The sequence below is a fragment of the Sphingobium sp. genome (assembly GCF_048594625.1).
GTDB lineage: Bacteria > Pseudomonadota > Alphaproteobacteria > Sphingomonadales > Sphingomonadaceae > Sphingobium.
The window spans coordinates 1-26872 of the sequence record NZ_JBMDWL010000031.1; the positions used below are offsets into that span (position 1 = coordinate 1).

A 26872-nucleotide genomic window follows, 5' to 3' on the forward strand; every position below is an offset into this window, starting at 1 on the left:
GCCATCGACCGTGACCGTGCCGGCCACATTGCCCACATTGACGATCGCCAGTTCGCGCCGCTCAAGGAAGGGGTGACCCGCCGCCGACGCCGGCTCGGTCTGCGCGGGCAGCTGCACCGGCGCATCGGCCACCGCCACGCCGCCGATCACGAAACGCTCCGCATGCGTATAGTTCAGCACGCATTCGCCATCCCGGAACAGGCCACCGATCAGGTAACGATCCCGCAGCTCATCGTTCGATACGCATTCCATCATGTCAGGGTGCGTCGCATAATAGGTCTTCTCGAACATCGGGATTCTCCTTGGAACTTTGCGCGCCTTATAACGGAGGAGACTCTAAAAGTAAGCGATTATTCCCTGAATGTGGAATGAAGTTCCGCCATGCGGTCATGTATGGCGCAGCAATATGACATGCAGGAATCGCGGGCCATGCGCACCGCGCACATAGGTGCCTTCGATGTCGGTCGTGCCCGATACGCCCGTCACCCAATAATGGGCGCGGGGTTGCACACCGGTCAGCGGCGCCGATTCCAGATAGGGTGCAATATCGTCCACGGCCAGCAGGACGATATGATGCAGCGCCAGGAAATTGGGCAGCATCGGCGCGGTGGCCGCAGTGTCGAATATCAGCGACCCGGTTTCCGCAATCCCCCTGCGCGCGATCGCCAGCGCCGCGCTTTCATCGGGCGCAGCCGTCTCGTGCAGGGCAAAGCCCTGCCAGTCGCATGCATCAAGGCGCGGATCGGGCGGCAGGCACAGGCTGCGCGGCGCGCCCTCACCGTCCAGATAACGGGCGATGGCCTGCGGAAGATCGGCGATGCAGTCGATCATGTCATGGCTGGCATTGACGCTGGGCAGGGCCAGACGCGCCAGAAATTCCGCCTCCAGCGCGTTTTCATCCACCATCGGGCGTTCCGGTGCGATCAGCAGCGCGTCGGCTTCGATCCGGTTGGGCTGCGCGCCCTTCAACCGGGTCAGGATGGCATCGCGCGCGCTCACCGGCTGCGCTCCTTCTTATATTGATCCATGAATGTGCGCGCGGCGGGCTTTGGCATGTCGCGATAGCGCGTCCATCCGCCCGCCAGCGGCAGCGTGCCGATCCACCCTTTGCGCCCCAGCATCCGCATCGCCCGCACTGCCATGCCGGTCCCCAGCCGATAGAGCGCGGGCCGCTGCGCCACCCATGCCCACAGCCCAAGGCCCCAGCGCATCGATGTCGGTTCCAGCCCTTCGCGCCAGCTCTTTTCCCGCCACCCTTTCAGCAGCGTGGGGAGCGGTATGCGCACCGGGCACACTTCCTGACATTTGCCGTTGAGCGTACAGGCGCTCGCCAGTTCGCGGCTCTTTTCCAGCCCGTCGAACACCGGGGTCAGCACCGCGCCCATCGGCCCCGGATAGGTGCCGCCATAGGCATGGCCGCCAATTTGCCGGAACACCACGCAATGGTTCATGCACGCCCCGCACCGGATGCAGCGTAGCATCTCCGCCAGCCCTTCCTCGCGCATCTTCGTGCGGCCATTATCGACCAGCACAATATGCATCTCCTCCGGCCCGTCACGGTCGCCGGGGCGTTTGGGGCCGGTATAGAAGGTCGTATATTGGGTCAGCGCCGCGCCGGTGGCCGACCGCGCCAGCATGCGCAGCATATGGATGGCGTGCGGCATCGACGGCACGATCTTCTCGATTCCCGCCGTCACGATATGTACGCGCGGCGGCACCAGCGACAATTCGGCATTGCCCTCATTTGTGACGGTGCAGACAGCGCCCGTATCGGCAATCAGGAAATTCGCGCCTGATATGCCGACATCGGCACCCAGCATCTGGCTGCGCAGTTCGCGCCGGGCGCTTTCGGCCATGGCGGCGATCGTCTCTTCCTCATGCGGACTGCGATGCTTCGCCTTGAACAGGGCGGAAACCTGTTCGCGGGTCTTGTGCATGGCGGGCCAGATGATGTGCGACGGGCGCTCGTCCGCCAGCTGGATGATATGTTCGGCCAGGTCCGTCTCGACCCGTCCGATCCCCGCCTCGGCCAGCGCATGGGGCAGGCCGATTTCCTCGCCCAGCATGGATTTGGACCGGGCGACGCTCTTCGCGCCCGCGCCATTGCAGATGTCGATGACGATCCGGCAGGCTTCGTCCGCGGTGCTGGCCCAATGGACCTTCGCCCCGGCGGCGATGGCGTTCGCCTCGAATTCTTCCAGATAGGCGCCCAGATGCGCGACCACATGATCCTTGATCGCGGCCGCCCGGTCCCGCGCCGCCTCGAAATCGGGGAAGGCGTCGACCGCCACGGCGCGTTTTGCTTCGGCTGTGCCTGCGGTCCGCTCGACCGCGACCTTCAATATGCGGTCGGCCAGTGCGTTGTCGGCGCGCGTCTTGAAGTCCGCCTCGATGACGCTGCTCATGCTTCTTCCCCGATGGCCGGGCCATCACCCATGCCCGCGATCAGTTCGATGGCGTGGAACGCGCGCACTTTGCTCCCTTTGCGATGCAGCTTCCCCGCCATGTTCATCAGGCAGCCAAGGTCGCCCGCCAGCAACAGGTCCGCCCCGGTCGCGTCGATGGCGTCCGCCTTTTCCCCGACGATGGCGTTGGAAATGGCCGGATATTTGACGCAGAACGTCCCGCCAAAGCCGCAACAGGTCTCCTCACCCTTGAGTGGCGCAAAGCTGAGGCCCTCTATCCCTTTCAGCAACCGGCGCGGCTGCGCCTTGATCCCCAGTTCGCGCAGGCCCGAACAGCTGTCATGATAGGTGGCGGTGGCATCGACGCGCACCGCTTCGGGTTTCCACCCGCACACCTGATCCAGATAGGCCATGACTTCCCATGTCTTGTCGGCCACCGCCTGCGCACGGGGCAGCCACTCCCTATCAGCCTCGAATATCTCCGGATAATGGCAGCGGATCGTCCCCGCGCACGACCCCGACGGCACCACCACCGCCTCATAGGGTTCCAGCGCTGCGATCGTCTGCTTCGCCAGCATCGCCGCATGATCGCGGTCGCCGCTGTTCAATGCGGGCTGGCCGCAACATGTCTGCCCTTCGGGCACCACCACGTCGCATCCCGCCGCCTCCAGCGCGCGGATCGCGGCAAAGCCGATGCGCGGGCGCATGACATCGACCAGACAGGTAACGAACAGGGCGACGTTATGCTTCACAGACCATGACGCTTTGCAAAATTGAGGAACAGGTCCGGCCATGGCGCGGGCGCCGCCGGGGCGGGGGCCAGGCCAAAGCCATGATTGCCGTTTTCGAACAGATGGCACTCAGCTGTGACACCTTTAGCCCGCAATGCTGCCAGCATCGCCAGGCTATTTTCCGGCGGCACCGCGGCATCGTTCAGCGCATGGGCCAGAAAGACCGGCGGCGTATCGGCGCTGACATCATGCTCCAGCGAATAGACGCGCATCCGTTCGGGCGACGGGTTGGCGCCCAGCAATTGCGTGCGCGATCCGGCATGGACGAACGGTCCCTCCATCTGGATCACCGGATACATATAGGCGGCGATCGCCGCTTTTATCGGTTCGCGGTCGCTGGCGTCGACCGGGGCATAGCTTTCCCTGGGCGTCCGGCTGGTCAGCCATGCGGCCAGATGTCCCCCGGCCGAAAAACCCATGACGCCCACACGTTCGGGGTCGAACTTCTCCTTATGCCCCAGCGCCCGCACGATACGCAAAGCCCGCTGCGCATCCTGCAACGGCGCCTCCGCGCCCGCCGCCCATCCATCGGCGGGCATGCGATAGACCAGCGAGAAACAGGCATAGCCCGCCTCGGCAAAGCGGCGGGCGATGGCATAGCCCTCCTTGCCGATGGCCACGCGGGTATAGCCGCCACCGGGGATCAGCAGCATCGCCGCGCCATTGGGCCGTGCCGGACGCAACAGGGTCAGCGTCGGCGTCGTGACATGGGAAAAAGCGGTGTCATCCGTCGAACTACCCAGCTGGCGCAGCATTTCCTGCTCCTGCACAGTAACATGTTCGCCGCCCGGTGCCTTGCCCGGCCAGATCGGAAATCGCTCGAACCCTGCGGGCAGGGGAAATGCCGGTCCGGCCCCCTGCGCCATAGTGGCAGAAGACAGGGCGGCCCCGACCAGGCTGCCCGCCAGCAAAGTGCGGCGATCGATCATAGGCAATCACTCCTCCCAAGCGGCGCTAATCTGGTCAGGGCAGGGCGCTGCGCCAGCACCTTGTCCGATATGGGCAGATTGAGCGCCTTCAGCCCGCCCGCAACCAGATCGGCCACCTGTCGTCCGCCGATTTCGCTGAAATGGGTATTGTCGGTCACGCCCTTGGGGAAGGCCGCAATGCCATCCTCCGCACGATAATGAAGATAATAGCGCTTTGCCGCCTCTTCCCCGGCCCGGTCCAGCCAGTGCCGCGACAGCGTCTCAAGGTCGATCAACGGCACATGCATGTCCTGCGACAATTGCCGCATGACGCCGGAAAATTCGGGATAATCGGCCATCGCCTTGCCGTCCGCGCCAAAGTTGCGCCGCGCAACCGGCGTCACCAACACCGGAATCCCGCCCGCGCCGCGCACATCCCAGATGAACCGCATCAAATTGTTGCGGTAATCGCTCTGCGCGGGCGCCCAGCGTTCGGGCTTGCCTCGCGCCTGATCATTATGGCCGAACTGGATCAGCACCGTGTCGCCCGGCATCATGTCGGCCAGCAGCCGCTCCCATCGCCCTTCGGACAGGAAGGTCCGGGTGGATCGCCCGCCCATGGCATGATTGGCGACACGTACGTTTGGGGACAGGCCGCATTGCAGCATCTGCCCCCAGCCGACCTGCGGGTAACGATCCGCCTTGTATGGCGCCGCCGTCGAATCGCTGGCGATCAGGATTGTGTTGCCCGGCCGGGTGGCATGGGCGGGCAAACCGGCAAACAAGCCAACAAGCAAGACTGTGATCTTCTGGGCGATCCTCATGCGGCGGCGTCCTGTTTGGTCACCTTCCCTAACCCCGTTCGCCCTGAGCCTGATGAAGGGCTTTTCCTTCTTGAAAGAAGTGGACTTTGACAGGTTCAGCCCGAACGGAGCGGAGGATGGCGCCACAATGTTTACCAGAATTACTGCAAATTCACATACATGCCGCCATCGACCAGCAACGCCGCGCCGGTGACATAGGCGGCCATGTCCGACGCCAGGAATATGATCGGCCCGGCCAGATCCTCCGGCTGGCCCAGACGGCCGAGCGGCGTGCGCGCTTCCATATATTGGCGCTTTTCGACGTCGGCCAGATCGTCCTTGTTGATCTCGGTCAGGATGGTGCCGGGCAATACGCTGTTGCAGCGGATGCCATGCTTGCCCAGCGCAATCGCTGTCGACTGCATCAGCGAATGCACGCCTGCCTTGGTCGGGGTATAATGGGTCTGATACTCCCCGCCGACGAGGGCGGAGATGGACGACACGGCGACGATCGACCCGCCATGACCCTGTTTCACCATCTGCTGCGCGGCCGCCTGCACCATGAAGTAAGCGCCGTGCAGGTTCACCCTGAACGTCCGCTCCACCACATCGACCGGCATGTCGAGGAAGCCGTGGAAGGGGCAGATGCCCGCATTGCTGACCATGACGTCCACCTTGCCGAAAGCCTCGACCGCCTTCGCCACGAAATCCTGCGCGGTCTGCGGGTCGGCGACGTCGCCCTTCACCGCGATGGCGCGCTGGCCCAACGCCTCGATCTCCGCCACGCAGCTTGCGGCCGGGCCATCGCTATTGGCATAGTTGATCACGACATCGGCGCCATGCTGGGCAGCACCGATGGCGGCGGCGCGGCCGATGCCGGTCGATGCGCCGGTGACGAGGACGGTCTTGCCTTCAAGCAGCTTCATGGGATCGCTTTTCCTTCGATGGGTTATCGCCGCAACGGGCGACGGGGTGGTTTGACGCCGGGGGTCCAGCCCAGATCGGCGCTGACTCTTTGCGCGGCGGCGCGGACGTCGTCGCTCAGCGAAGCCATGCGATCATCGTCCATATATTGGGCCGCGCTCGACAGGCTGATGGCGGCGACGATCGCGCCTGACGCGTCGCGGATGGGCGCGGCGACGCATCGTATCTGATCCTCATTCTCTTCCAGATCGAAGGATCGCCCGGCGGCGACATAGCCACGCATGCGTTCCAGCCAGATCGCATAGTCGACCGGATGGGTGCCCGCGGCCTGATCTTCCTCGAACAGCCGCCGCCATGTCGCTTCGCTGTCGTCGATCAACAACGCCTTGCCAAGGCCGGTGGAGGTCAGAGGGTGGCGATCCCCGATCCGGCTGCTGATTTCCACGCGGCGGCGGCCGGGAATCTTGTCCAGATACAGCGCCTGTTCGCCGTCCAGCCGCCCCAGATGCACCACATCCTCGCTCGCGGCGGCCAGCGTTTCCAGATGCGGCCGGGCGATCTGCACCACGTCGGTCTGCGATTGCGCCAGAAAGCCCAGCTGCAACAGCTTTGGCCCCAGCTGATAGCCTTCGCGCGGCAGGAAAGTCAGGAAACCCCGATCCACCATGGCATTGGCCAGACGGTGCGTGGTCGACCGGGTCAGGCCCATGCGTTCCGACAGGTCGGCCAGCTTGATCGGCCCGTCGATCACCTGGTCGAGCAGGTCCAGCCCGCGATGCAGGGTCTGGGAGCCGCCGGCCTTGGATTTTTCCTCTCGCCCCAAAATTTCAGATCCGTCCGATTCTGGATTTGACGTTTTCTGTCTCATCTAATAACACTCTATCCCACAAAATGAGAAAAACAAGGGTGAAGGAGAGGGGCGGCACGATTCTTCCAATCATGCCACCGCCCGCACCACCCAGACTTTATCGCCATTTTGGCCATATTTTGGAAGTTATTGCCGTGCGTTCCCACATGATGAACGTCGGCGTCATTCAGGGAGTGTGTGCGTGCCCATCGTGACCTTGCCGAAAATCAAGCATGTCCGTGCTTTCACCGTGCGCGGTGGCGGCGCCGACTATCATGACCAGGGCGAAGGCCACTGGATCGACGATCATATCGCGACGCCGATGTCGAAATATCCCGAATATCGTCAGTCGCGGCAGAGCTTCGGCATCAACGTGCTGGGCACGCTGGTGGTGGAGATCGAGGCGGAAGACGGCACCGTCGGCTTCGCCGTGACCACCGGCGGCGAACCGGCGGCCTATATCGTGGAAAAGCATCTCGCCCGTTTCCTGGAAGGGCGCGCGCCGACCGATTATGAGAAAATCTGGGACCAGATGTATTTCTCGACCCAATATTATGGGCGCAAGGGGCTGGTCATCAACGCGATTTCCGGCGTCGATCTGGCGCTGTGGGATTTGCTGGGCAAGCTGCGGCAGGAACCGGTCTATCATCTGCTGGGCGGCGCGGTGCGCGACGAACTGCAATTCTACGCCACCGGCGCGCGGCCGGACAAGGCGAAGGAATTCGGCTTCATCGGCGGCAAGATGGCGCTGCACCACGGCCCGGCCGAAGGTGTAGAAGGCCTCAAGAAAAACATCGCCGAACTGGCCGACATGCGGTCGAAGGTCGGTAACGATTTCTGGCTGATGTGGGATTGCTGGATGGCGCTCGACGTCGACTATGCCACCCGCCTTGCCATCGCCGCGCATGAACTCGGCCTCAAATGGATCGAGGAAGCGATCAGCCCCGACGATTATTGGGGCTATGCCGCGCTCAAGCGCAACGTGCCCAAGGGCATGCTGGTCACCACCGGCGAGCATGAAGCGACCCGCTGGGGCTTCCGCATGCTGATGGAAATGGATTGCTGCGACATCATCCAACCCGATGTCGGCTGGTGCGGCGGCGTCACCGAACTGCTCAAGATCAGCGCGCTGGCCGACGCCCATGGCAAGATGGTCGTGCCGCATGGCTCGTCGGTCTACTCCTATCATTTCGTCATCACCCGCCACAACTCGCCCTTCGCCGAATTTCTGATGATGCATCCGGGGCCGACGGAGGTGGTGCCCATGTTCCACCCGCAATTGCTGGGCGAACCGGTACCGGAAAATGGCCGGATGAAGGTGAGCGCGCTCGACAAGCCGGGCTTCGGTGTCGACCTCAACCCCGACATCGCGATGCACCGCCCCTACACGCACTGATCATTCGATAAAGAAAGACTGAACTCCATGAAATTCGTTCGTTTCGGCCAGCGTGGCCAGGAAAAGCCCGGCGTCATCGATGCCGACGGCAACATCCGTGACCTGTCGGGCATCGTGTCCGACCTCACCATCGAAAGCCTCGCCGCCGCAAAGGGCGCGGACATCGCGTCGCTGCCAGTCGTCGAAGGCGCCCCGCGCTATGGCGTGCCGGTCAAGGGCATCGGCAAGATCGTCGCCATCGGCCTCAATTATGAGGATCATGCGATCGAATCGAACCTGCCGATCCCGACCGAACCGATGATGTTCATGAAGGCGCTGTCGTCGCTGAACGGCCCGAACGACGAAGTCGTGCTGCCCAAGAATAGTACCCATGGCGACTGGGAAGTCGAACTGGGCGTCGTCATCGGCGAAACCTGCCGCTTCGTCAGCGAAGAAGACGCCCTGTCGAAGGTCGCGGGCTACACGCTCGTCAACGACGTGTCGGAACGCTTCAACCAGAAGCAGCGCGGCACCCAGTGGTCCAAGGGCAAGGGCCATGACACCTTCTGCCCCGTCGGTCCCTGGCTCGTGACGCCGGACGAAGTGGGCGACGTCCAGAATCTCGACATGTATCTCAACATCAATGGTGAGCGGATGCAGACCGGCAACACGAAGACGATGATCTTCAACGTCGCCCAGCTCATCTCCTACGTCAGCGAATATATCACCCTCTACCCCGGCGACCTGATGATCACCGGCACCCCTCCGGGCGTGGGTGAGGGCAAGAAGCCCAACGCCATCTACCTCAAGGCCGGCGATGTCATGGAACTGGGCATCGAAAAGCTGGGCGTCCAGACGCAGAATGTGTCGGAATGGCGTCATCTGGGTGACGAGGTGCTGGGATGAGCATCTACGCAGGCCGTTTCGCGGGCCGCAACGCGATCATCACCGGCGGCGCATCGGGCCTTGGCAAGCAGGTTGCCGCCCGCATCGTTGCGGAGGGCGGTCAGGTCGCGCTCTGGGATCTTAATCCCGAAGCGCTCGCCGCCACGAAGGAAGAGGTTGGCGCGGCCCATACGCAAGCGCTGGACGTCAGCGACTATGCCGCCGTCGCCGCCGCGGCAAAGGAAAGTGCCGCCGCTCTGGGCAAGGTCGACATCCTGATCTGCTCGGCCGGGATCACCGGCGCGACCGCGACCGTGTGGGACTATCCGGTGGACAGCTTCCAGCGGGTGATCGACATCAACTTGAACGGCCTTTTCTACTGCAATCGGGAAGTCGTGCCGTTCCTGCTCGAAAATGGCTATGGACGGATCGTCAACCTCGCTTCCGTCGCAGGCAAGGAAGGCAATCCCAACGCCAGCGCCTATTCGGCCAGCAAGGCGGGCGTGATCGGCTTCACCAAGAGCCTTGGCAAGGAACTGGCGGGCAAGGGCGTCATCGCCAACGCGCTGACCCCCGCGACCTTCGAAAGCCCGATCCTCGCCCAGCTGCCGCAGAGTCAGGTCGATTATATGCGTTCTAAAATCCCGATGGGCCGCCTTGGCCTGATCGAGGAATCGGCCGCCATGGTCTGCTTCATGGCGAGCGAGGAATGCAGCTTCACCACCGCGTCGACCTTCGACACGTCGGGCGGCCGCACCACCTTCTAAAAATAAAGTCGCGCGGCGCAACCGGCCGGTAAGAGCCGGAGCGCCGCAAGCCATCCAACCCCTGATCCGTTCGCCCTGAGCCTGTCGAAGGTCTTCTCTTCTTCGGAAGAAAAATGGGCTTCGACAGGCTCAGCCCGAACGGAGCTAATTCTGTGGAGAGGTCGCATGATCCCCTTTGTCGATGCCCATATCCATCTGTGGGATCTCAGCCATATCCGTTACGACTGGCTCAGCCCGCCCTTCTCGGACGAAGGGCCGAACGGCAGCGTCGAACCCATCGCCCATGATTATGGCGTCGCCGACTATCGCACCGACCTCGCCCGCTGGAATGTCGTGGGCGCCGTCCATGTCGATGCCGGTGCCGCGGCGGAAAGCGCGCTGAACGAAACGATATGGCTGAACGGCCTCGCCGATGCGCACGGGCTTCCCACCGGAATCGTCGCCTTCGCTGCGCTGAACGATCCGGATGTTGACGCGCTGCTGTCCGCGCAGGCGGCGCATCCCCGCGTCAAGGGCATCCGCCACATCGTCAACTGGCATGCCGATCCGATGCGCACCTATGGCCCGGTCGACCTCACTGTCGATCCGACATGGCAGGCGGGCTATGCGCTGCTGGCCAGACACGGCCTGTCCTTCGACCTGCAATGCTATCCGGGCCAGATGCCGGGCCTTGCGCCGCTGATCGAACGGCACCCCGACATTCCTGTCATCATCAATCATATGGGCATGCCGGTGCTGACCGACCCCGATGGCCTCAACGACTGGCGCCGCGGTATGAAGGCACTGGCGGCGATCCCCCATGTTGCGGTCAAGCTGTCGGGCATGGGCTTCATCCATCGCGACTGGACGCGTGAGAGCATCGAACCGCTGGTCCGCGAAGCCATCGACCTGTTCGGCGTGGAGCGCTGCGCCTTTGCCAGCGACACGCCGACGGACAAGCTGTTCGGCCCGATCGACCGCTATATGGAGGCCTATCACGCCATCGTCGCGGATTTCCCGGAAGATGACCGCCGCGCCCTCTTCGCGGGCAATGCCAATCGCCTCTATCGCCTCGGACTTGACCTGTGACCCCCAATCCCCTGCTCGGCGTCCTCTTCCACTGGCTGGGGGGCTTCGCCTCGGCCAGCTTCTATGTCCCCTTTCGCGGCGTCAAACGCTGGAACTGGGAAATTTACTGGCTGACCGGCGGCATCTTTTCCTGGATCGTCGCGCCATGGTTTTTCGCCTCGGTCCAGACCAATGACCTGATGGGCGTGATGGCACAGGTGCCGTCGTCCATCATCGGCTGGTGCGTTTTCTTCGGCATTCTCTGGGGCTTTGGCGGCTTAACCTATGGGCTCACCATGCGCTATCTCGGCCTCTCGCTCGGTATGGCGGTGGTGCTGGGGCTTTGCACCGTCTTCGGCACGCTGATCCCGCCCATCTTCGACGGCACGTTCATGACGGAGATTGCAGGCACCCTCCACGGCCAGATCGTTCTGCTGGGCCTTGCGGTAACGGTTCTGGGCATCATCGTCGTGGCCCGCGCAGGCGCGCGCAAGGATGAAGCGCTCTCCTCCGCGCAAAAGGCCGCCGCCGTCGCGGAGTTCGATTTCAAGAAGGGCATCGCCGTCGCCCTCTTTTCCGGCATCATGTCCAGCTGCTTCGCTTTCGGCCTTGCGGCGGGCGAACCGGTCAAGGCGCTGTCGGCGGCCGCAGGCACCGGCCCGCTCTGGACCGGCCTTCCCACCCTCTGTCTCGTCATGTTCGGCGGCCTTGTCACCAATGCGCTGTGGTGCGGCTGGCTGATCACGAAAAACAGGTCGGCGGGCCAGTGGTTCGGCGCGCCCGACGCATCTGGTCAACGCCCCGCGCTGTTCCCCAATATCCTGCTCTGCGCGATGGCGGGGACGGCCTGGTATTTCCAGTTCTTCTTCTATACCATGGGCGAAAGCCAGATGGGCCGCTTCGGCTTTTCCAGCTGGACGCTGCATATGGCGTCGATCATCATCTTCGGCACCTGCTGGGGCTTCGCCTTCTGTGAATGGAAGGATGCCGCGCCCGCCGTCCGCCGCATGGTGTGGAGCGGCGTCGGCCTGCTGATCCTCGCTACCATCATCATCGGTTACGGCAACCGGCTGGCGGCCTGATGCGCGCTCTGCTCGCCGCCCTGCTGATCGGCCTCGCCGTTCCGGCCGCCGCCGACGATGCCCCGCTGCTGACGTCGCACCTGCGCATCCACGACCCGTTCGTGGTCGCGGAACAGGGTAGCAAGACCTACTGGCTCTTCTCCAGAAATGACCCGGCGGTCACCGGAGACAGGCGCATCGGCATCATGGCCTATGCCAGCACCGACCTTGCCCATTGGCAGCAACCGAAACTGGTCTTCGCCCTGCCGGACGACAGCTGGGCAAACGAAGGCGGCTGGGCGCCCGAAGTCCATCGCTGGCAGGGCCGCTGGTATCTTTTCGCGACCTTCCATAATGAAAAGGCGGCGATCCCGTCACGGGGCAGGCGCCCCACCTATCGCCGCGCCACCCTACTCGCCGTGTCGGACCGGATCGATGGCCCCTATACCCTCATCAACCGGGGCGAACCGGTCGCGCCCGCCACCGACATGACGCTGGACGGCACGCTCCATGTCGATGCAGCGGGCAGGCCATGGCTGGTCCATGCCCATGAATGGCTGCAAATGGGCGTCGGCACGATGGAGGCGATGCCCCTGAAGGACGATCTGTCCCCCGCAGGCAAACCGCGCATCCTTTTCCGCGCCAATGAAGCCGACTGGGTACTGGGCCAGAAACAGCCCGAAGGCGATACCGGCTATGTCACCGATGGCCCGCAACTGTTCCGCACGCAGAACGGCACGCTCCTGATGCTCTGGTCCAGCTGGGGCAAGGATGGTTATGTGCAGGCGCAGGCCCGTTCGAAAAGCGGTACGATCACCGGACCGTGGGAACAGCTCGGCCCGCTGGTCGAGCGGGACAGCGGCCATGGCATGCTCTTCCGCGCCTTTGACGGGCGGCTGATGCTGATCCTGCATCGTCCGTTCAAGCGGGCGCTGGCGAAATTCTACGAGATGCGCGACGCGGGCGACCGGGTCGAAGTGGCGCGCGAAGCGGTCGAACTGGATGGTGAAGCCTATCCCACGCACGGCTGCCCGATGGGAGGAAAAGATGCTCGCTGCTGATCTGGTCTGGCCGCTCCACGATGCGGCCACAAGCGCCTTCACGCTGGAAAATGACGACGCAGCCCCCGAACAGGCGGTCGTCACGGCCGTCGAACGGCCGGTGCTGCTGGGCTATGCCCCCGCCCATCCCAACGGCCGCGCCATGCTGATCCTGGGTGGCGGTGGCTACACCGCGCTGATGGCGGGGCGGGAGGGGGTTCAGGTCGCCTGCTGGCTGACTGCGCTTGGCTATCATGCCTTCGTCCTCATCCACCGCTTCCCCCATGGCGGGACTGGCCCGTCCGCCCCGCTGGACGACGCGCATGCCGCGATGCGCCTGATCCGCGCCAGTCCTTTTGGCGCGGCGGGCGTCGGCGTGGTCGGCCTGTCGTCGGGCGGTCATCTCGCATCCTGCCTGATCGCCGATTACCCGTCCGACTGGGGCAGCGCATCCCCGCAACGCCCCGATATACTGGTCGTCGGCTACGCCCCCATCTCCACCAATGCGAAGGGCCGCACGATCGTCGCGGACAAGCCGCCGCTGCCGCCGGTGGAAAAACAGGCGCTCTACGACGCGCTGCAACCCGACGCGCAATTGCTGCCCGATCCGCCGCCGACCTTCATCGTCTATTCCGGCAATGATCCGGTGGTGCCGGTGGACAATGCCCATCGCCTGCACGTCGCGCTGAAGGCCGCCGGGACCAGCCCCGAACTGCATATCTTCGCCGATGCACCTCATGGATTCGCGCTCGACACGCCGGATCAGCCGGTGTCGCTCTGGCCCCGCCTGTGCGAAGCCTGGCTGCGACAGGTGGGTTTCCTGTAAGCCCAAAAACCCGTTCGCTTCAGAAAATGCTAGGAACGAAACTCAATGCCGCGCGGGCACCGCGTCCGACTGGCGGCGGATCAGCTGATAATCCAGCTTCACCTTGCCGATGATCCCGTCCGCACCATCATCCTGACTGCGAAACCGCATGGCCAGCAGGCCGATCGCCTCCCGGCTCATGTCGCGGATCGGCTGGCGGATGGTGGTCAGCGCGGGCCAGATCGCGCTGGCCAGCGGCGTATCGTCGAACCCGCAAATGCTGATTTCGGCGGGCACGTTGATCTTGCGCTGATGCGCCACGGTGATCGCGGCGGCGGCCATATCGTCGTTGCAGGCAAAGATGGCGGTCGGCCTTTCCGCCAGCGCCATCAGCTTTTCCGCCGCGTCCAGTCCCGACCGGTAACTGAAATCCCCCGGCACGATCAGCGCGTCGTCCAGTTCCAGCGCGTGATGGACCAGCGCATCCTTATATCCCTGCAACCGCCGCGCGCTCGACCGGTGGCGCGGATTGCCCTCGATAAAGCCGATCCGCCGATGCCCCAGTTCGATCAGGTGCCGGGTCAGGTCATAGGCGGCATGGCGGTCGTCCGTCGCGACGCTCAGCATGTCCGGGCTGTCCCGGTCCGTCGCGATGGCGACCATGGCGATGTCGCGCGCGCGCAGCCCGTCGACCAGCTCCGCCCAGTCGCACAGCGGCGGGGGCAGCATCACGCCCGCCACATGGGCATGGGCGACCTGTTCGACGATTTCCTCGGCAAAGGCGCCCGGCGCGCATTGTTCGACCACCAGATGCAGGTGCCGTTGCTGCGCCTCGCTCAGCGCGCCCAGCAGCAGTTCGCCCAGATAGGCCGATGTCGTGCTGTTGCTGTGGAGCAGCGCGACGCGCCGGTCCGCGCTCCCCGCCAGCGCGCGCGCCGACGCGTTGGGAACATATCCCAGTTCCTTGACCGCCAGGTCGACGGCGCGCCGGGCCTTCACGCTAACCAGCGCCTTCCCGTTCACGGCGCGCGACGCCGTCATCACCGACACGCCCGCATGGGCGGCGACTTCCTTGATCGTTGGCGGCTTTTTCTTCGCGTCGCTCTTTTGCATCATCCTTGCCTAGCCGCTTTTACGGCCAAGGAAAATCATGCATTTTCACGGTTTCAGGCGAACATGCACCGGCGCTTCGCGATCGATGCTGATGACGCCATCCTTTTCCTTCAGTTCGGCGATCTGCAACACGGTGCGGCGATAATATTCGGGGTCCGCCTTCGCCGCATCCTCGCCCTCCTGATGGACGAAATAGATGATATAGGCGCGATTGCCCGCCACCACGATGTCGGGATGCTGCCCCTTGGCCCGGTCGGTCGGCTGCGCGCCCGCGCTCGCCAATATATGCCCCGGCTGTGTCGTCCATGCCTGCCCATCGTCGGACCGCATGACCAGCAATCCCTTCCACGCGTCGGAAATCAGCCAGTATCGCCCCTTCCACCGGAACGCCTTTGGCCCTTCACCGGGAGTCTGGGTCAGCCGATCCTTGACGGTCCAGTGGATCAGGTCGTCGCTGTCCGCCGTGACGATGGCCTTGCTCTGCCGCTCGTCATTGAAGAAAAGGCGGTATCCGCCGGCTTTCTTTCCTTTGGCAGGCAGGGCCAGCACGCTGGCGTCGATCACCCGGTCGGACTTGAGGTCCAGTTTTTCGCCACAGGTCCAGCTTTTGAGGTCCGGGCTGGTCAGGTGAACGATGAAGCGCGGCGCGTTCCAGTCGCGAAACACGCCCGGCACCACGGTCAGCCACATATGCCACCGGCCTTTCAGCCATTGCACCTCCGGCGCCCACAGCGTTTCGCCGGTGCAGGCGGTGGGGATATTCGCCGTCCCGCCATAGGTCCATTGCGCCCCGTCCTTCGACCGGGCGACGCCGATGGCGGTGCCATGGACCCAGCGCACATCCTTGGCGTCTTCACGCGGGATATTGGCGCGCCGGTTGGTGTAGAATATCACCCATTCTTTGGCCTTGGCATCATAGACGGTCGATGCATCCGCCGCCCCGTCATGCACCGGGTCGCGGAACAGGGGCTTTGGCGCCAACGGGCCGCTGGCGGCAGCGGCCATCATCGTCAGCGCGGCGATCATCGCAGCAACCGCAAATCGACCGCATCGGCCATCACGCGAAATCCTTCATCATTGGGGTGGAGCGCGTCGCCCACATCATAGGCTTTGGCCATGCGGGCCGGATCGGCGGGGTCGGCAATCGCCTTGGCCAGATCGACAAAGCCGTCTGCCTCGTCGGTCGTGCGAATCCATTCGTTCACCGCGACCCGCGCCGTTTCGCCCGCCTCGTTCCAGTAACCCGCGCCCTTATAGGGCAATATGGTGGCCAATATGACCTTCACCCCCCGGTCATGCGCCCGCGCGATCATCTGACGGTACGCGCCGATCAGCGCTTCGGGCGGCAGCATCGCCTGTCCGCCGCGCGTCGCATTGCCCAGATCATTGACCCCTTCCAGCACCACCACATGGGTCACACCCGGCACCGCCAGCACATCGCTGTCGAACCGGGCCAGCGCATTATAGCCATCGCCTTCACTCAGCAGGCGATTGGCGCTGATCCCGGCATTGGCGACGCCAACCGACTTTCGTCCGGCCTTCTGCAAGCGTTCGGCCAGCAGGTCGGGCCAGCGGCGATTGCTGTCCGGCGTCGCGCGCACCCCATCCGTAATGGAATCACCCAGAGTCACGATGGTCGTTCCGGCCGTACGACTTTCTACCTCGATACCGGAAAGGATGATGCGCGGCCCGATGACGGTCGGATCGGTCAGCCGTACAGCGCCCGTCTGGTCGCCCCGCGCGGTCCATGCCGTCGCTGCCGAATAGCTGTGCACGGTGGCGTCGCTTGCCCCCCGCGGCAGATGCAGGCTGATCGTCACTTTGGTGAGCGGCTTGACCGCCATGTCGATGGGATCGCTCAGCAACGGCGCGCGCGCCGGGATCGTCGCCCCCTGCGCCCCGTTGAACGTCACGACATGATCCGACCCCTCGACAATCTCGCCATTCTCCCCAGCCAGCGCGACATGCACCGCGCCCAGCAGCAAGGGCTGCACCGACATCTCGTTGGACAGGCGGATGCGGATGCGATTGCCCCCGCTGCTGATCCGCACCACCTGCCGCACGGTGCGGTTGTCAAGGTCCGGGCGCTTTTCCGGCGGCGCCTTCGACACCAGCGGCGCGGCCATCCAGCTGCGCGACCAGCCATCGGCCATGGCGGGCGTCGTCGCCAGCACGGCCATCATCGCCGCGCCTATCATCATCTGCCGCTTCATCATCCTGTCCCCTTATTGCGCCGCGGATCGGGCTACCGGATTATTGCCCCACAGCTGATCGTAACGCCAGCCGGACAGATCCTCGACCACTGCGCCCGCGCCGGGGGAAGATGGCGTGCGCGCGCCGCTGCGCAGATGCTCGATCTCGCGCATCAAAATGTCATGGGTCGCGGGGCTGAGGCGGAAGCGGCGCGAAATCGCGATGCCGAACGCCAGACAGCCCACGGTCCCCACGCCCAGCAGCAATGCCATTGTCAGGATCGCGCCGTCGCTCTGCGTCGTTGCGCCCGACATAAAACCGCCCGCCTGCATGATGAAGCCCACGCACACAACTGCGGCGGCCTGCGTCGCCTTGCGCACGAATGTCATGACGCCCGCAAAGCTGCCCTCGCGCCGCTGTCCGGTCACGATCTCATCGACGTCGGCCATATAATTATAGGTCGCCCAGGGGATATAGTTGAGCGCCCCGCGCCCAAGGCCGACCAGCATGATCGGCACCCATATCCACAGCGACGTCGCGGGCACCTTGAACAGCCACAGCGCCAGCAGCGCGAACACGCCAACGGCGAAATCGGCGGCGGCCACCTGATAGGCCTTTGCCGGGGATGCGCGCAGCGCCAGATTGATGGCGATGATGACCGCCGCGAACTGCACGATATACATGGTGCCCAGCAGCCCGGACGCGATCGCCATCGATCCCGACAAAGCGAAGATCACGAAGAAGGTGAAGGCCGCGTTGAAAATATCCTGACTGATATAGCCGCCCAGATACATGCCCAGATGCAGGCGGAACGCCCGGATGCGCATGGTTGAAAACAGGTTGCGATACAGCGCTTTCAGCGCCTGCCCCGCGCCGCCCGTGCCTTTTTGCGCAGGCACGGCCTCCAGCCCGCCCGGCATATGCCGTTCCCAGCTGAACAGGTACAGCAGCCCCGCCGTCCCCATGAACAGCACGGCAAAGATCATCCCCATGTAGAAAAATGTATCGGCGCTGTCCCGGCCCAGCGCGTTGATCAGCCACAGGGGCAGGAAGCCCGCCAATATCGCCGAAGCCTGCCCGAACAATATGCGCGATCCCGCGAACTTCGCCTTGGTCCGGTAATCGGTGGACATTTCGGCGGCCAGCGTTTCGAACGGAATGATCTCCATGGCGTAGACCAGCTCGAACAGCACATAGCTGACCAGATAATACCAAAATCCCTGTCCGGGCAGCCACATCAGCGCAAAGCTGGGCAACAGGGGTATCGCGGCCAGGATGAAGAAGCGCCGGCGTCCGAACCGCCGCCCCAGCCATGTGGACCCGAAATGATCGGAAATATAGCCGATCATGGGCGAAGCGAAGGCGTCCAGGATGCGCGCCACGGCAAAGATCGTCGCCGCCTGTCCGGCGGTCAGCCCGCACAACTGGGTGTAGAAAATCAGCACCCAACCGGAAATGACCGCCATCGATCCCGCGCCCAGCACGTCGTTGGAACCATAAGCGAGGTAATTTTGCAGGCGGACGGGTCGGGTCGTTTCGGGCACAGTCACTCTCATCCTCGCCTTGGGTCGCGCATGTCTCTTATATTCTGGCGCAGGGCATTAGATGCCACATAGTGGGCATCTATCACGCCATATGAAATTAATGCAAGGCGTGATCGGCCTCGGCGGGCAGGAATCGCACCGCCTCAATCAACACGCCGCCATCGCGCGCGTCCAGCGTCAACCGATGGTCGCCGCCCGTCCATTCGCCCGGCACTGCGATGGTCAGCCGATTGTCCAGCACCCCCATTGCCCAGTCGCGACTGCCCGTTTCGCGCTTCGCCTCCAGCCTCTGGTCGCGGCCGTCCATCGTCAGCGTCATCCGCAACGGATCGCCGTCCCGGTCGGCATAGGCGGGCAACAGGTCCACGACCATCCGCCATCGCCCGGTGGGAAGGGTGAAGCGCGCCGTCGCCGGGCCGCCCCCGTCGCCCTTGCCGGTTGTCGCCAGCATTGAACCATGCCGCCCCAGATCATCGACCCGGCGCCAGCCTGCCCCGGCGACAAAGTCGCGCGGCGCGACGATTGTCTCCTTCGCTGTCTCGGTCGGTGCGGCCTGCCTGCCCGTTTCGGGCATGGCGGCATCGACGGCGGGCAGGATCGGCGGGATCAGGCGATAGCCGCGCCATTGCCCGTCGGCAGGTTCCACCGCCATCATGCCCCGCCATTTGCCGCCCGCGACATCGCGATTGTAGCGCTGCGTCAGCGCCGTGATCGCGTCATCGGCGTCTCGCGCCAGCGCCCCGTGCCGCGTCGCTTCCGCCAGATCGGTGTCGCGCAACCGGTCATGCGCTTCCGCCCCGAAAAAGCGACGGTTGGCCGCAGCAGATGCCTGCACCGGATAGCCGACCAGTTCGAAGAAGGCGTCCTGCCGTTCCGCCGGGATCAGCGGCGCAATATCCGCCGCTGCCTTCTCCATCGCCGCAAATTGCGCCAGCCGCGCGTCCGCCTGCGCGATGGTCAACGGGCTTTTCTGCGCTTTTTCATTGGGCAGATGCCATTGCAGATGTTCCGGCCGCCGTTCGAAATTCAGCCGGTGGTAGGCGCGTAATATGTCGGCGATGGGTTTCGCCTGCGCCGCATCGATCGTCTCGGCGGCAAAGTCCGCGACGACATCATCGATCGTCCGTGCGCGCGTGCCTTCGACGTCCCACGCCATGCGCAGAAAATAGTCGGTGGCGAGTTCGGCGGGCTTCAGGTCGCCGGCATTCACCACCCACATCGCCCGCGCCCCATGGTCCCAGGCCCGGCTCATTTCCTGCCGGATCAGGGCAGGGGGCGTGGTCGACAGCCACAGATAGGATAGCGGCGCACCCAGATAGGACAGGTGATAATAGATGCCTGATCCGCCCGACCGCGTCCGCTCGGCAGCATCGGGGAAATGGCGGATATAGCCGAAATTATCGTCCGGCCACATCAACGTCACATCGTCCGGCACTTTCAGCCCGGCGCGATAGATGTCCAGCACTTCCTTATAGGGCGTGAAGACCTGCGGCGCATCGCCTATCCCGGCCTTCCCCAGCATCGTCCGCTGATCGGCAAAAATCCGCTCCAGCGTGGCGCGCCGTTCCTCCACCGTCTTTGGCCCCACCATGCCGCTGTCATGGATGCCGCGCATCCCCAGCGTCCAGATGCTTTCATATCCTTTGTTGGCGATAACCCGTGCGTCCCAATATTGCCGCACGCGATCGGGATTCTTCAGATAATCGAAATCCTCCGCCGGGGCGGTCCATTCGCCGACATTGTTGCGCAGCATCGGTTCGGCATGGCTCGATCCCATGACGATGCCATACCGGTCCGCCAGCGCCGCATTGTCCGGATTGGTGTTGAAGGGCTGCGTCACCTTGTGCATGGCGGGCCACAGCAGATTGGCCTTCAGCCGCAGCAACAGCTCGAAAATCTTTTCGTATGTCTTCGGCCCCAGCGGCTTTTCGTCTCGCGCATGGGTGCCCGCCGCCCAGGGGATCAGCCCCCAATCCTCATCATTCAGGAATATGCCGCGATATTTGACCGAAGGCGGCCCGAACCGTTTCACCCCCTTCGCGACATAGATCGCATCGCGGTGCAGCGGCGCAGCGTCCGCCCACCAGTGCCATGGCGACACGCCGATGGCGCGTGACAGTTCATAGGCGCCATAGGCCGTGCCCCGCCGGTCGCTGCCGACGATGACGAGCGCCCGCGCAACGCCCGGCGCGGGCCGATCGACCGTGGTGATCAGGAAACTCTCCCACGCGCCGGTCAGCTTTCCGGCATCGATCCGCTTCGCCTTGACCAGCGCGTCGATGGCGGCATTGCGGCCCAGCGTGCCGATCCAGATTTGCGCTGCTCCATCGTCGTTCGCGCCGGTCACCGCGCCGATGTCGTCCTGCAGATCCGCCGCCGCGATCCGCACGACGGCATGATCGGCGGGATCGGTAACGATCCGCGCCGCATGGCCGGAAACCGCCAGCGGGAAATCGCCCGCCTTGCCGGCCCCGCGCACCCACTCATCCGCCAGCGCGGCCGTCGCACTCAAAAGAAATGCCGCCAGCCCGATCAGGCCGGCGGCACCTCTGAACAAGGGGCGAGAGGAAATCAGTCCTTCCACAGCTGAACCCTCTCGCCCCCTGAAATCGTCAGATATAGCTGCGCAGGAACTCGCCCAATGCGCAGATGGCCAGGCTCTGGCCATAGGGCATCGAAGTCAGCGCGATGTCCTTGTAGAATTGCTGGGTATCGCCCATCGCCGTGCCGAAGCTGACCTGCTGCAATTCGCCGGTCGCGTCGATATTGGCCAGCACGCCGCGCACCGCCTTGATGCCGACTTTCTCATAATGGCGCGGCAGGTAACCCTTCCGCACGGCCTTCAGGATGCCATAGGCAAAACCGGCGGTGGCCGACGCTTCCAGATAGCTGGTCGGATCGACGATCAGCGTGTGCCACAGGCCGGTTTCCGCGTCCTGCGTCTCCGCCAGCGTCTTGACCTGCGCGGCGAGCGTATCGATCAGGAAGGTACGGAAGAAATCGCCGTCCTTCAGGTCCAGAATCTCGATGATTTCAGGAATGGCGATCGTCACCCAGCAATTGCCGCGCGCCCACAGCGCCTCGGCGAAATTGTGGCGACCGTTGAAGTCCCATCCATGGAACCACAGGCCGGTCTTCGTATCGAACAGATATTTGATATGGACCAGAAACTGCCGCTTGGCTTCCTCGATATAGTGCGGGCGATCCAGCAGCAGGCCGATCTTGGCCAGCGGCAGGACGGACATCATCAAAGTGTCATCCCACATTTCGCCCGGATTTTCGTCATTATAGACGATATGCTGGAATCCGCCTTCCTCGGTCTTGGGCAGGCCGTCGGCCGCCATCAGCCATTCGGCCCATGTGTCGAGATAGGGGATGTAACGCGGATCGGGTTCGAATTCGTACAGATAGGCCAGCGTGATGAACGGCGCCATCGTGTTGATATTCTTGGTCGGCGTGCCCTCGGCAAAGCGATCCTCGAACCATTGTTTGATGATGTCCAGCGCCTTGTAATCGCCGGTCTGCTCGAAATAACGCCACATGCCGAACAGGCCGACGCCATGGGTCCATTCCCATCCGGCCCACCCCTTGGTGTCGATGATGCGGCCATCTTCCAGATGGAGCAGGAAGTCGCCCGTCTCGTCCTTGATATTGACGAGATTGTCCATCAGCAGGTCGATGGCTTCGACGACCTGCTGGCGCGGGACATCATGATGGATAGCGGCCACTTACTTGGTCTCCTTAAGGTCTGAAGGTGCGTTTGGCGCGGACACCATCTGCACTGGCAGACCGCCTTTCACGTTATGCAGGGTGACAAGGCGCACGCTTTCCAGCGCGTCGCCCGGCTGGCCATCGGATGTGACGGCCAGCGAGATATTGTTCTTGCCCCGGTGGTTGAGGATGCCTTCGGGGACAGGGAAAGTGCGCTGCGGCCCGACATGGGCGATGAACTGCCCCATGTGCCAGCCATTGACGAAGATCAGCACGCGATAACGGACCGGCGAACGCGGCTTGCTGGCGTCGCCAAAGCTGATGCCGATGGTCGCATCCTGCCCCTTGGGTACGTTCAGCGTAAAATCGGTGCGATACCAGCTGGTCCCGGCCTCCACCTGCGCGGCGGGCAGGCTGACCCTGCCCCATGCCCTGTCGTCAAATCCGGGCAGGTGCCATCCCATGCGTTCGCCATACAGGCCGCCATTGTTGGCGGGGCCGCGCACCGGATCGGGCAGGTCTTCGCCGCCCTTCTTGCCCTGAATCTTCCAGGTGACCGGGGTTACGAAGCTGCGGCCGCTGGGGCCGCCCTCCAGCGATGCGGAAATCAGGCCGCGCGCTTCCTTGTGGAAATCATCGCTGTCCAGATCCCAGTTATGGCCGTTGTTGCGCACCATGACCGACAGCATATGCTCGCCGCTCTGCGCATCGGCGGGCAGGGCAAAGCGCGCCGTGCCGGTGGTGATCGGCCGGGGCAGGCCGGTCGGCGGCTCGGCTTCGCCGATGAACTTTCCGTCCACCCACGCCTGCACCAGCCCCGCGCCGCCCGCGCCGTAGAAGAGCGAGAGCGCCTTGGCATCCGGCGTCCCGGTAAAGCGCCCCCGATACCAGACATCGCCGTCATGAAAGCCATAGGCGTCCATGCTCATATTGGGCTGGCCGTCGGGGCGGATCGTGGTGGGGGCATAGGATCGCCTGTCGATCGCCTGCCATGCGCTGTCGTCGAACGCCGGATCGGCTTCGGGCGATCCCTTGGCCATGCGCCAGTTATTGAGCGCGGGCAGCGCGATGTCGGCGGGCCCGCTCAGCGCCTGCATCGCGATCAGGCTGCCCGCCGCGCCGACCTTGGTCGCGACCTTTGCGCCGTTCCAGCTGACCGCGCGAATGGCCTTGGGCGCCCACACTTCCAGCCCATCGGCGCCACCGGTATCGCCGGTCAGCGCCAGCGTCCCGCCCTTCGCGACCGCCGAACGCACCAGCGCAGGCCCGCGCACCAGCGCGTCGCCCTGCCGCCAATAATGCGCGCCTTCCGCCTCATCCGCGAGGATTAGCGTCAGCGGCGGGCGATTCCCGCCCTCGATCCGCACGATGGCGCGACCCTGATGGGTATAGCCCAGCTTCAGGTCGCCCTTCGCCGCGTCGAACGCGCTTGAAACCTGCCCCTCCAACACCGTCACACTGGGCGCGGAAGCATAACGCAGCACCGTCTCGCCCGGCTCGGCCGCCCGGCCATAGAGCAGCATCACGCCATCTCGCGACGATTGCAGCTCCGACGTCGAATAGACCAGCCGCTGCCCGTTGAGGTTCACGCCTGCGACCAGCCATTTGGCGTCGAAGCCATTCAGCTGCATCGGCACGCTATAACGGCCATCGGGCAGATCGGCGGTAAAGCTGAACGCGTCGTTCGTCTGCCCATTGGACGGCTTGTGCGTCACCATCAGGAAACGGGCATCCGTTTCCGGGCTTTTATTATGGTAGATCTGGATATTGGGCGAAGAAATCTCCGGCTGTCCCGCCGGGATCATGCCCGCCAGATCGGGGACCGACGCGATCAGCCCGCCCAGCTGCTTCATCTCCATCGCCTTGTCGCGCAACACGCGCGGCTCGGAAATGGCGGAGCCATAATCATAGCTGGTGAACACCACCGGCGCTGGCAACCAGCCCCAGCTGGTCCCGCCATAGCTCATGTAGAAACTCTGAATTCCGATGCCATTGGCCAGATTGGTGCCGTAAAAGACCCGCTGGAACCGCTTGCCGCGCTGGATGGCGTTGCATCCATAGCCGCCATTCGACCCCCAATAGTCGAACCAGCCGCCGCCGAACTCCGCCAGGAAACCCGGCGTATCGGGGGAGGCCGACGCACCGCCCTTCGCCCCGCCCGGACCGTAAAAGCCCCAGTCAGGCGCGGCGACATCGCGGGTCGGCTTGCCTTCGACGGTGCAGGTGCCGCCGGGATAGCCGTCAAACGCATACATGTCGTTCGGGCCATGCACGACCTTCTCGACCTTCGAACTCTCAGGCACCCAGTAACCGTTGCGGCCCTGATCGTTGTGGAACAGCGGCACGGTGATGCCGTCGGCCCGCGCCCTGGCATAAAGATGGTCCATGTACCGGCGCTGCGCCGGGGTCGTCATCGCCAGCTCATTTTCGATCTGGTGCAGGATGACGCCATATTTGCGCTTGGGATCGGCGTTGATCTGGTGCTTCGCGATGATCGGATTGATGTGGCTCAGCCATTCGTCGGCGGCCTTCAGATAATCCGGGTCGTCGGTGCGGGCGCGGGCGCGCTGGTTCACCAGCCAGCCCGGAAAGCCGCCCCGCGACAGCTCCGCATTCACATAGGGTCCGGCGCGGGTGATGACGTAAAGCCCTTCCTCCTCCGCCATGGTCAGCAGGCGGTCGATGTCGCGGATGCCGCTGAAATCATACACGCCGGGCTTGGGGCTGTGATAGCCCCAGTCGAAATAGAGGGCGACGCTGTTATACCCGCTCGCCTTCATCTTTTGCAGGATGTCGCGCCACAGGTCGGGCGATGGCAGGCGGAACGGGTGGAACTCGCCGCCCCACACCACCAGCCGCTTGCCATCGACCATCAGCGACCGCGCATCATAGGACACACGGCCAAAAGTCTTGACCGGGGCGGACAGGTTGGCCGTGGGCCTGGCCATCTGTGCAATGGCAGGCGCGGCGACAAGTGCGGAACCGACGAGCAGGGCGGCAATCAGCGAACGCATCGCATCAATCCATGTGGAACAGCATGGGGAGCGGCCATTCGACAGGCTGGTTGCTTGGGCGAACCTCCATCAGCGGTGCCATATAATCCCACCAGCGCTTCATGACCGGATGGTCGGGCAGGGTGTCGCGACTATTGTCGTCGCGCAGCTTCAGCACCGCGAACAGGCTCAACGTGTCCTCGTCCAGAAAGATCGAATAGTCATAAATGCCCGCCTCGGTCAGCAGCGTGGACAGCTCCGGCCAGATTTCGTCGTGGCGCTTGCGATATTCCTCCACCACGCCGGGCTTCAGCTGCATCTTGAAGGCGTGGATGGTCATGGCTCTCCCCCTGTGTCTTTTTAAAGAAACCATATTGTGGAACAATCTACCTATATTTGGTAACACTGTCCCACATTGTCGTCAACGCCACAGCGGCGTGTTCCGCACAGAAAGATGGGAGACATCTTCCATCACAAATGGCGGACGGATGTCGGCTGTCATTACCGTCGCTGTGAAGCGGTCGATATTCAGCCCTTCGACATGGCGTGCCCACAATGCCCAACTGGGCAGCACGCCGAACATGCTGGGTTCGGGATAGGCATGGGGCAGTTCCGCTGGCTTGCGCGCGGCATCTTCCGCCGTCCCGCCCCCGCGATAGTCCAGATGCACGTCGCGCAGCGTGACATCGCGAATCGGATGGTCGGGCAGCCCTGCAATCGCGGCGGCAAAGCGATGGTCGATGCCGCGCGCATCGACTTCGCTGATGTCCACTCCGTTGATCGCGCCGACCCCTGTGCCGTCCGGCCCGCGTCGCCGGTCGCCCAGCCGCAGGAATATCGGCGCGGTGGTGACGTCGCGCATCGTCAGTCGCCTTGCGACGACATGCTCCATCACCCCGCCATCCACCGTTTCCAGCGCCAGACCCCGGCACCGGGTAAAGCGGCAATCTTCGATCCGTACGTTGCGGTAACCGCCATTGCTTTCGGTGCCCAGCTTGATGCGGCCCGTCACCCTGTCGCGATCCGGCGCAACCTCCTGCGTGGTGCGTCGCGTGCCATCGACCAGCGATCCCACATCGTAACCCGACACGTCGCAATCGCGGATCAGGATATTTTCCGCCGCGATAGCGCGGCCCAGCGCATAGCTGCTTTTGACGACGATGCCGTCGTCGCTCGGCGAATTGACCCGGCACCGTTCCACCACCACGTCGCGCACGCAGTCGAGGTCGATCCCGTCGCGCTCCGTATCGATCGTCAGCCCGTCGATCCGCAGGCCCTGCGTGCCGGTGGCCAGAATCGCGAAATGCCCACCCTTCAGGATGGTGAAGCCCGACAGGCGAATGTCGCGCCCGTTTTTCAGCGCGATCGCCTTGTTGCCCAGGCCGCGCATCGCCGCGGCGGCGGGTTCCAGTTCCGCAATCTGCGCGTCGGTCATGCTCTGCATGGACAACGGCCGTTCGCCCGCCTGTTTCTTCCACCGCGCGCCGGGGCCATCGCGGGTCAGGCCGATCCCATGGATCATCCCCGGCCCGATGATCGCCACCTGTTCGACATCGTCGCCCCAGATCAGGCTGTTCTGCCAATGGCTATGGCCAAAATCCTGATAGAGCAGGGCGTCTTCGCTTATATTGGGGCCTTCTTCGGGCAGATCATATCTGCC

23 protein-coding genes and 1 pseudogene are annotated in these 26872 nt (G+C 63.9%); 7 read left to right on the top strand and 17 right to left on the bottom strand.

Translation table 11 applies throughout. From position 1 onward, the window contains the following. The 8 genes and pseudogenes from ACOJSJ_RS03865 to ACOJSJ_RS03900 form a co-directional block, all read right to left on the bottom strand. Nucleotides 1-291, bottom strand: a pseudogene (locus tag ACOJSJ_RS03865) (5-dehydro-4-deoxy-D-glucuronate isomerase); the annotation flags it as partial. 96 nt (nucleotides 292-387) lie between these two features. Beyond that, complete coding sequence (locus tag ACOJSJ_RS03870; protein ID WP_420143673.1) at nucleotides 388-999, bottom strand: LutC/YkgG family protein; 612 nt, start codon at nucleotides 997-999, stop codon at nucleotides 388-390. Beyond that, complete coding sequence (locus tag ACOJSJ_RS03875) at nucleotides 996-2405, bottom strand: lactate utilization protein B (RefSeq protein WP_420143674.1); 1410 nt, start codon at nucleotides 2403-2405, stop codon at nucleotides 996-998. The genes ACOJSJ_RS03870 and ACOJSJ_RS03875 overlap by 4 nt, the downstream gene beginning before the upstream one ends. Further along, a complete protein-coding gene (locus ACOJSJ_RS03880; RefSeq protein ID WP_420143675.1) occupies nucleotides 2402-3157 on the bottom strand; it encodes a (Fe-S)-binding protein in 756 nt (251 codons plus the stop codon). The genes ACOJSJ_RS03875 and ACOJSJ_RS03880 overlap by 4 nt, the downstream gene beginning before the upstream one ends. Further along, nucleotides 3154-4131 (bottom strand): alpha/beta hydrolase, encoded by a 978-nt coding sequence (locus ACOJSJ_RS03885; protein ID WP_420143676.1) that lies wholly within the window; start codon nucleotides 4129-4131, stop codon nucleotides 3154-3156. The genes ACOJSJ_RS03880 and ACOJSJ_RS03885 overlap by 4 nt, the downstream gene beginning before the upstream one ends. Beyond that, on the bottom strand, nucleotides 4122-4928 hold the full coding sequence (locus tag ACOJSJ_RS03890) for a rhamnogalacturonan acetylesterase (RefSeq protein ID WP_420143677.1): 807 nt from the start codon (nucleotides 4926-4928) through the stop codon (nucleotides 4122-4124). The genes ACOJSJ_RS03885 and ACOJSJ_RS03890 overlap by 10 nt, the downstream gene beginning before the upstream one ends. A gap of 140 nt (nucleotides 4929-5068) precedes the next feature. Beyond that, nucleotides 5069-5833, bottom strand: coding sequence for an SDR family NAD(P)-dependent oxidoreductase (locus tag ACOJSJ_RS03895; protein ID WP_420143678.1), 765 nt, complete (start codon nucleotides 5831-5833; stop codon nucleotides 5069-5071). A gap of 23 nt (nucleotides 5834-5856) precedes the next feature. Further along, nucleotides 5857-6699, bottom strand: a complete 843-nt coding sequence (locus tag ACOJSJ_RS03900) for an IclR family transcriptional regulator (RefSeq protein ID WP_420143679.1) — start codon at nucleotides 6697-6699, stop codon at nucleotides 5857-5859. A gap of 190 nt (nucleotides 6700-6889) precedes the next feature. Here ACOJSJ_RS03900 and rhmD point away from each other — a divergent pair, with 190 nt between their 5' ends. From rhmD to ACOJSJ_RS03935, 7 genes are all read left to right on the top strand, one after another. Then, nucleotides 6890-8074 (top strand): L-rhamnonate dehydratase, encoded by a 1185-nt coding sequence (gene rhmD / locus ACOJSJ_RS03905; protein WP_420143695.1) that lies wholly within the window; start codon nucleotides 6890-6892, stop codon nucleotides 8072-8074. A gap of 27 nt (nucleotides 8075-8101) precedes the next feature. Then, entirely contained in the window at nucleotides 8102-8959 is an 858-nt protein-coding gene (locus ACOJSJ_RS03910; protein ID WP_420143680.1) for a fumarylacetoacetate hydrolase family protein, read from the top strand. Next, on the top strand, nucleotides 8956-9705 hold the full coding sequence (locus ACOJSJ_RS03915) for an SDR family NAD(P)-dependent oxidoreductase (RefSeq protein WP_420143681.1): 750 nt from the start codon (nucleotides 8956-8958) through the stop codon (nucleotides 9703-9705). Before ACOJSJ_RS03910 ends, ACOJSJ_RS03915 begins: the two co-directional genes overlap by 4 nt. Nucleotides 9706-9870: 165 nt before the next feature. Beyond that, on the top strand, nucleotides 9871-10773 hold the full coding sequence (locus tag ACOJSJ_RS03920; RefSeq protein ID WP_420143682.1) for an amidohydrolase family protein: 903 nt from the start codon (nucleotides 9871-9873) through the stop codon (nucleotides 10771-10773). After that, nucleotides 10770-11834 carry an L-rhamnose/proton symporter RhaT gene (rhaT, locus tag ACOJSJ_RS03925; protein WP_420143683.1) on the top strand — a complete coding sequence of 355 codons (1065 nt, stop codon included), beginning with the start codon at nucleotides 10770-10772 and terminating at the stop codon, nucleotides 11832-11834. The genes ACOJSJ_RS03920 and rhaT overlap by 4 nt, the downstream gene beginning before the upstream one ends. After that, complete coding sequence (locus ACOJSJ_RS03930; protein ID WP_420143684.1) at nucleotides 11834-12874, top strand: glycoside hydrolase family 43 protein; 1041 nt, start codon at nucleotides 11834-11836, stop codon at nucleotides 12872-12874. Before rhaT ends, ACOJSJ_RS03930 begins: the two co-directional genes overlap by 1 nt. Continuing rightward, the gene (locus tag ACOJSJ_RS03935) at nucleotides 12861-13679 is read left to right on the top strand and encodes an alpha/beta hydrolase (protein WP_420143685.1); all 819 of its coding nucleotides are present in this window, start codon (nucleotides 12861-12863) and stop codon (nucleotides 13677-13679) included. The genes ACOJSJ_RS03930 and ACOJSJ_RS03935 overlap by 14 nt, the downstream gene beginning before the upstream one ends. A gap of 42 nt (nucleotides 13680-13721) precedes the next feature. Here the strand turns inward: ACOJSJ_RS03935 and ACOJSJ_RS03940 are convergent, their stop codons facing one another. From ACOJSJ_RS03940 to ACOJSJ_RS03980, 9 genes are all read right to left on the bottom strand, one after another. Next, the gene (locus ACOJSJ_RS03940; protein ID WP_420143686.1) at nucleotides 13722-14774 is read right to left on the bottom strand and encodes a LacI family DNA-binding transcriptional regulator; all 1053 of its coding nucleotides are present in this window, start codon (nucleotides 14772-14774) and stop codon (nucleotides 13722-13724) included. A 42-nt stretch (nucleotides 14775-14816) separates the two neighbouring features. Beyond that, on the bottom strand, nucleotides 14817-15797 hold the full coding sequence (locus ACOJSJ_RS03945; RefSeq protein WP_420143687.1) for a glycoside hydrolase family 43: 981 nt from the start codon (nucleotides 15795-15797) through the stop codon (nucleotides 14817-14819). Beyond that, nucleotides 15794-16987, bottom strand: a complete 1194-nt coding sequence (locus tag ACOJSJ_RS03950) for an SGNH/GDSL hydrolase family protein (RefSeq protein ID WP_420143688.1) — start codon at nucleotides 16985-16987, stop codon at nucleotides 15794-15796. The genes ACOJSJ_RS03945 and ACOJSJ_RS03950 overlap by 4 nt, the downstream gene beginning before the upstream one ends. Nucleotides 16988-16996: 9 nt before the next feature. After that, nucleotides 16997-18520, bottom strand: coding sequence for an MFS transporter (locus ACOJSJ_RS03955; RefSeq protein ID WP_420143689.1), 1524 nt, complete (start codon nucleotides 18518-18520; stop codon nucleotides 16997-16999). An 85-nt stretch (nucleotides 18521-18605) separates the two neighbouring features. After that, on the bottom strand, nucleotides 18606-21092 hold the full coding sequence (locus tag ACOJSJ_RS03960) for a glycosyl hydrolase 115 family protein (RefSeq protein ID WP_420143690.1): 2487 nt from the start codon (nucleotides 21090-21092) through the stop codon (nucleotides 18606-18608). Nucleotides 21093-21120: 28 nt separating this feature from the next. Next, nucleotides 21121-22236 (bottom strand): glycoside hydrolase family 88/105 protein, encoded by a 1116-nt coding sequence (locus tag ACOJSJ_RS03965; RefSeq protein WP_420143691.1) that lies wholly within the window; start codon nucleotides 22234-22236, stop codon nucleotides 21121-21123. Beyond that, the gene (locus ACOJSJ_RS03970) at nucleotides 22237-25233 is read right to left on the bottom strand and encodes a glycoside hydrolase family 35 protein (RefSeq protein ID WP_420143692.1); all 2997 of its coding nucleotides are present in this window, start codon (nucleotides 25231-25233) and stop codon (nucleotides 22237-22239) included. A gap of 4 nt (nucleotides 25234-25237) precedes the next feature. Further along, nucleotides 25238-25552, bottom strand: coding sequence for an L-rhamnose mutarotase (locus ACOJSJ_RS03975; protein ID WP_420143693.1), 315 nt, complete (start codon nucleotides 25550-25552; stop codon nucleotides 25238-25240). Between the two features lie 81 nt (nucleotides 25553-25633). After that, nucleotides 25634-26872, bottom strand: a 1239-nt coding sequence (locus ACOJSJ_RS03980) for a rhamnogalacturonidase (RefSeq protein ID WP_420143694.1), incomplete at its 5' end; no start/stop codon positions are given.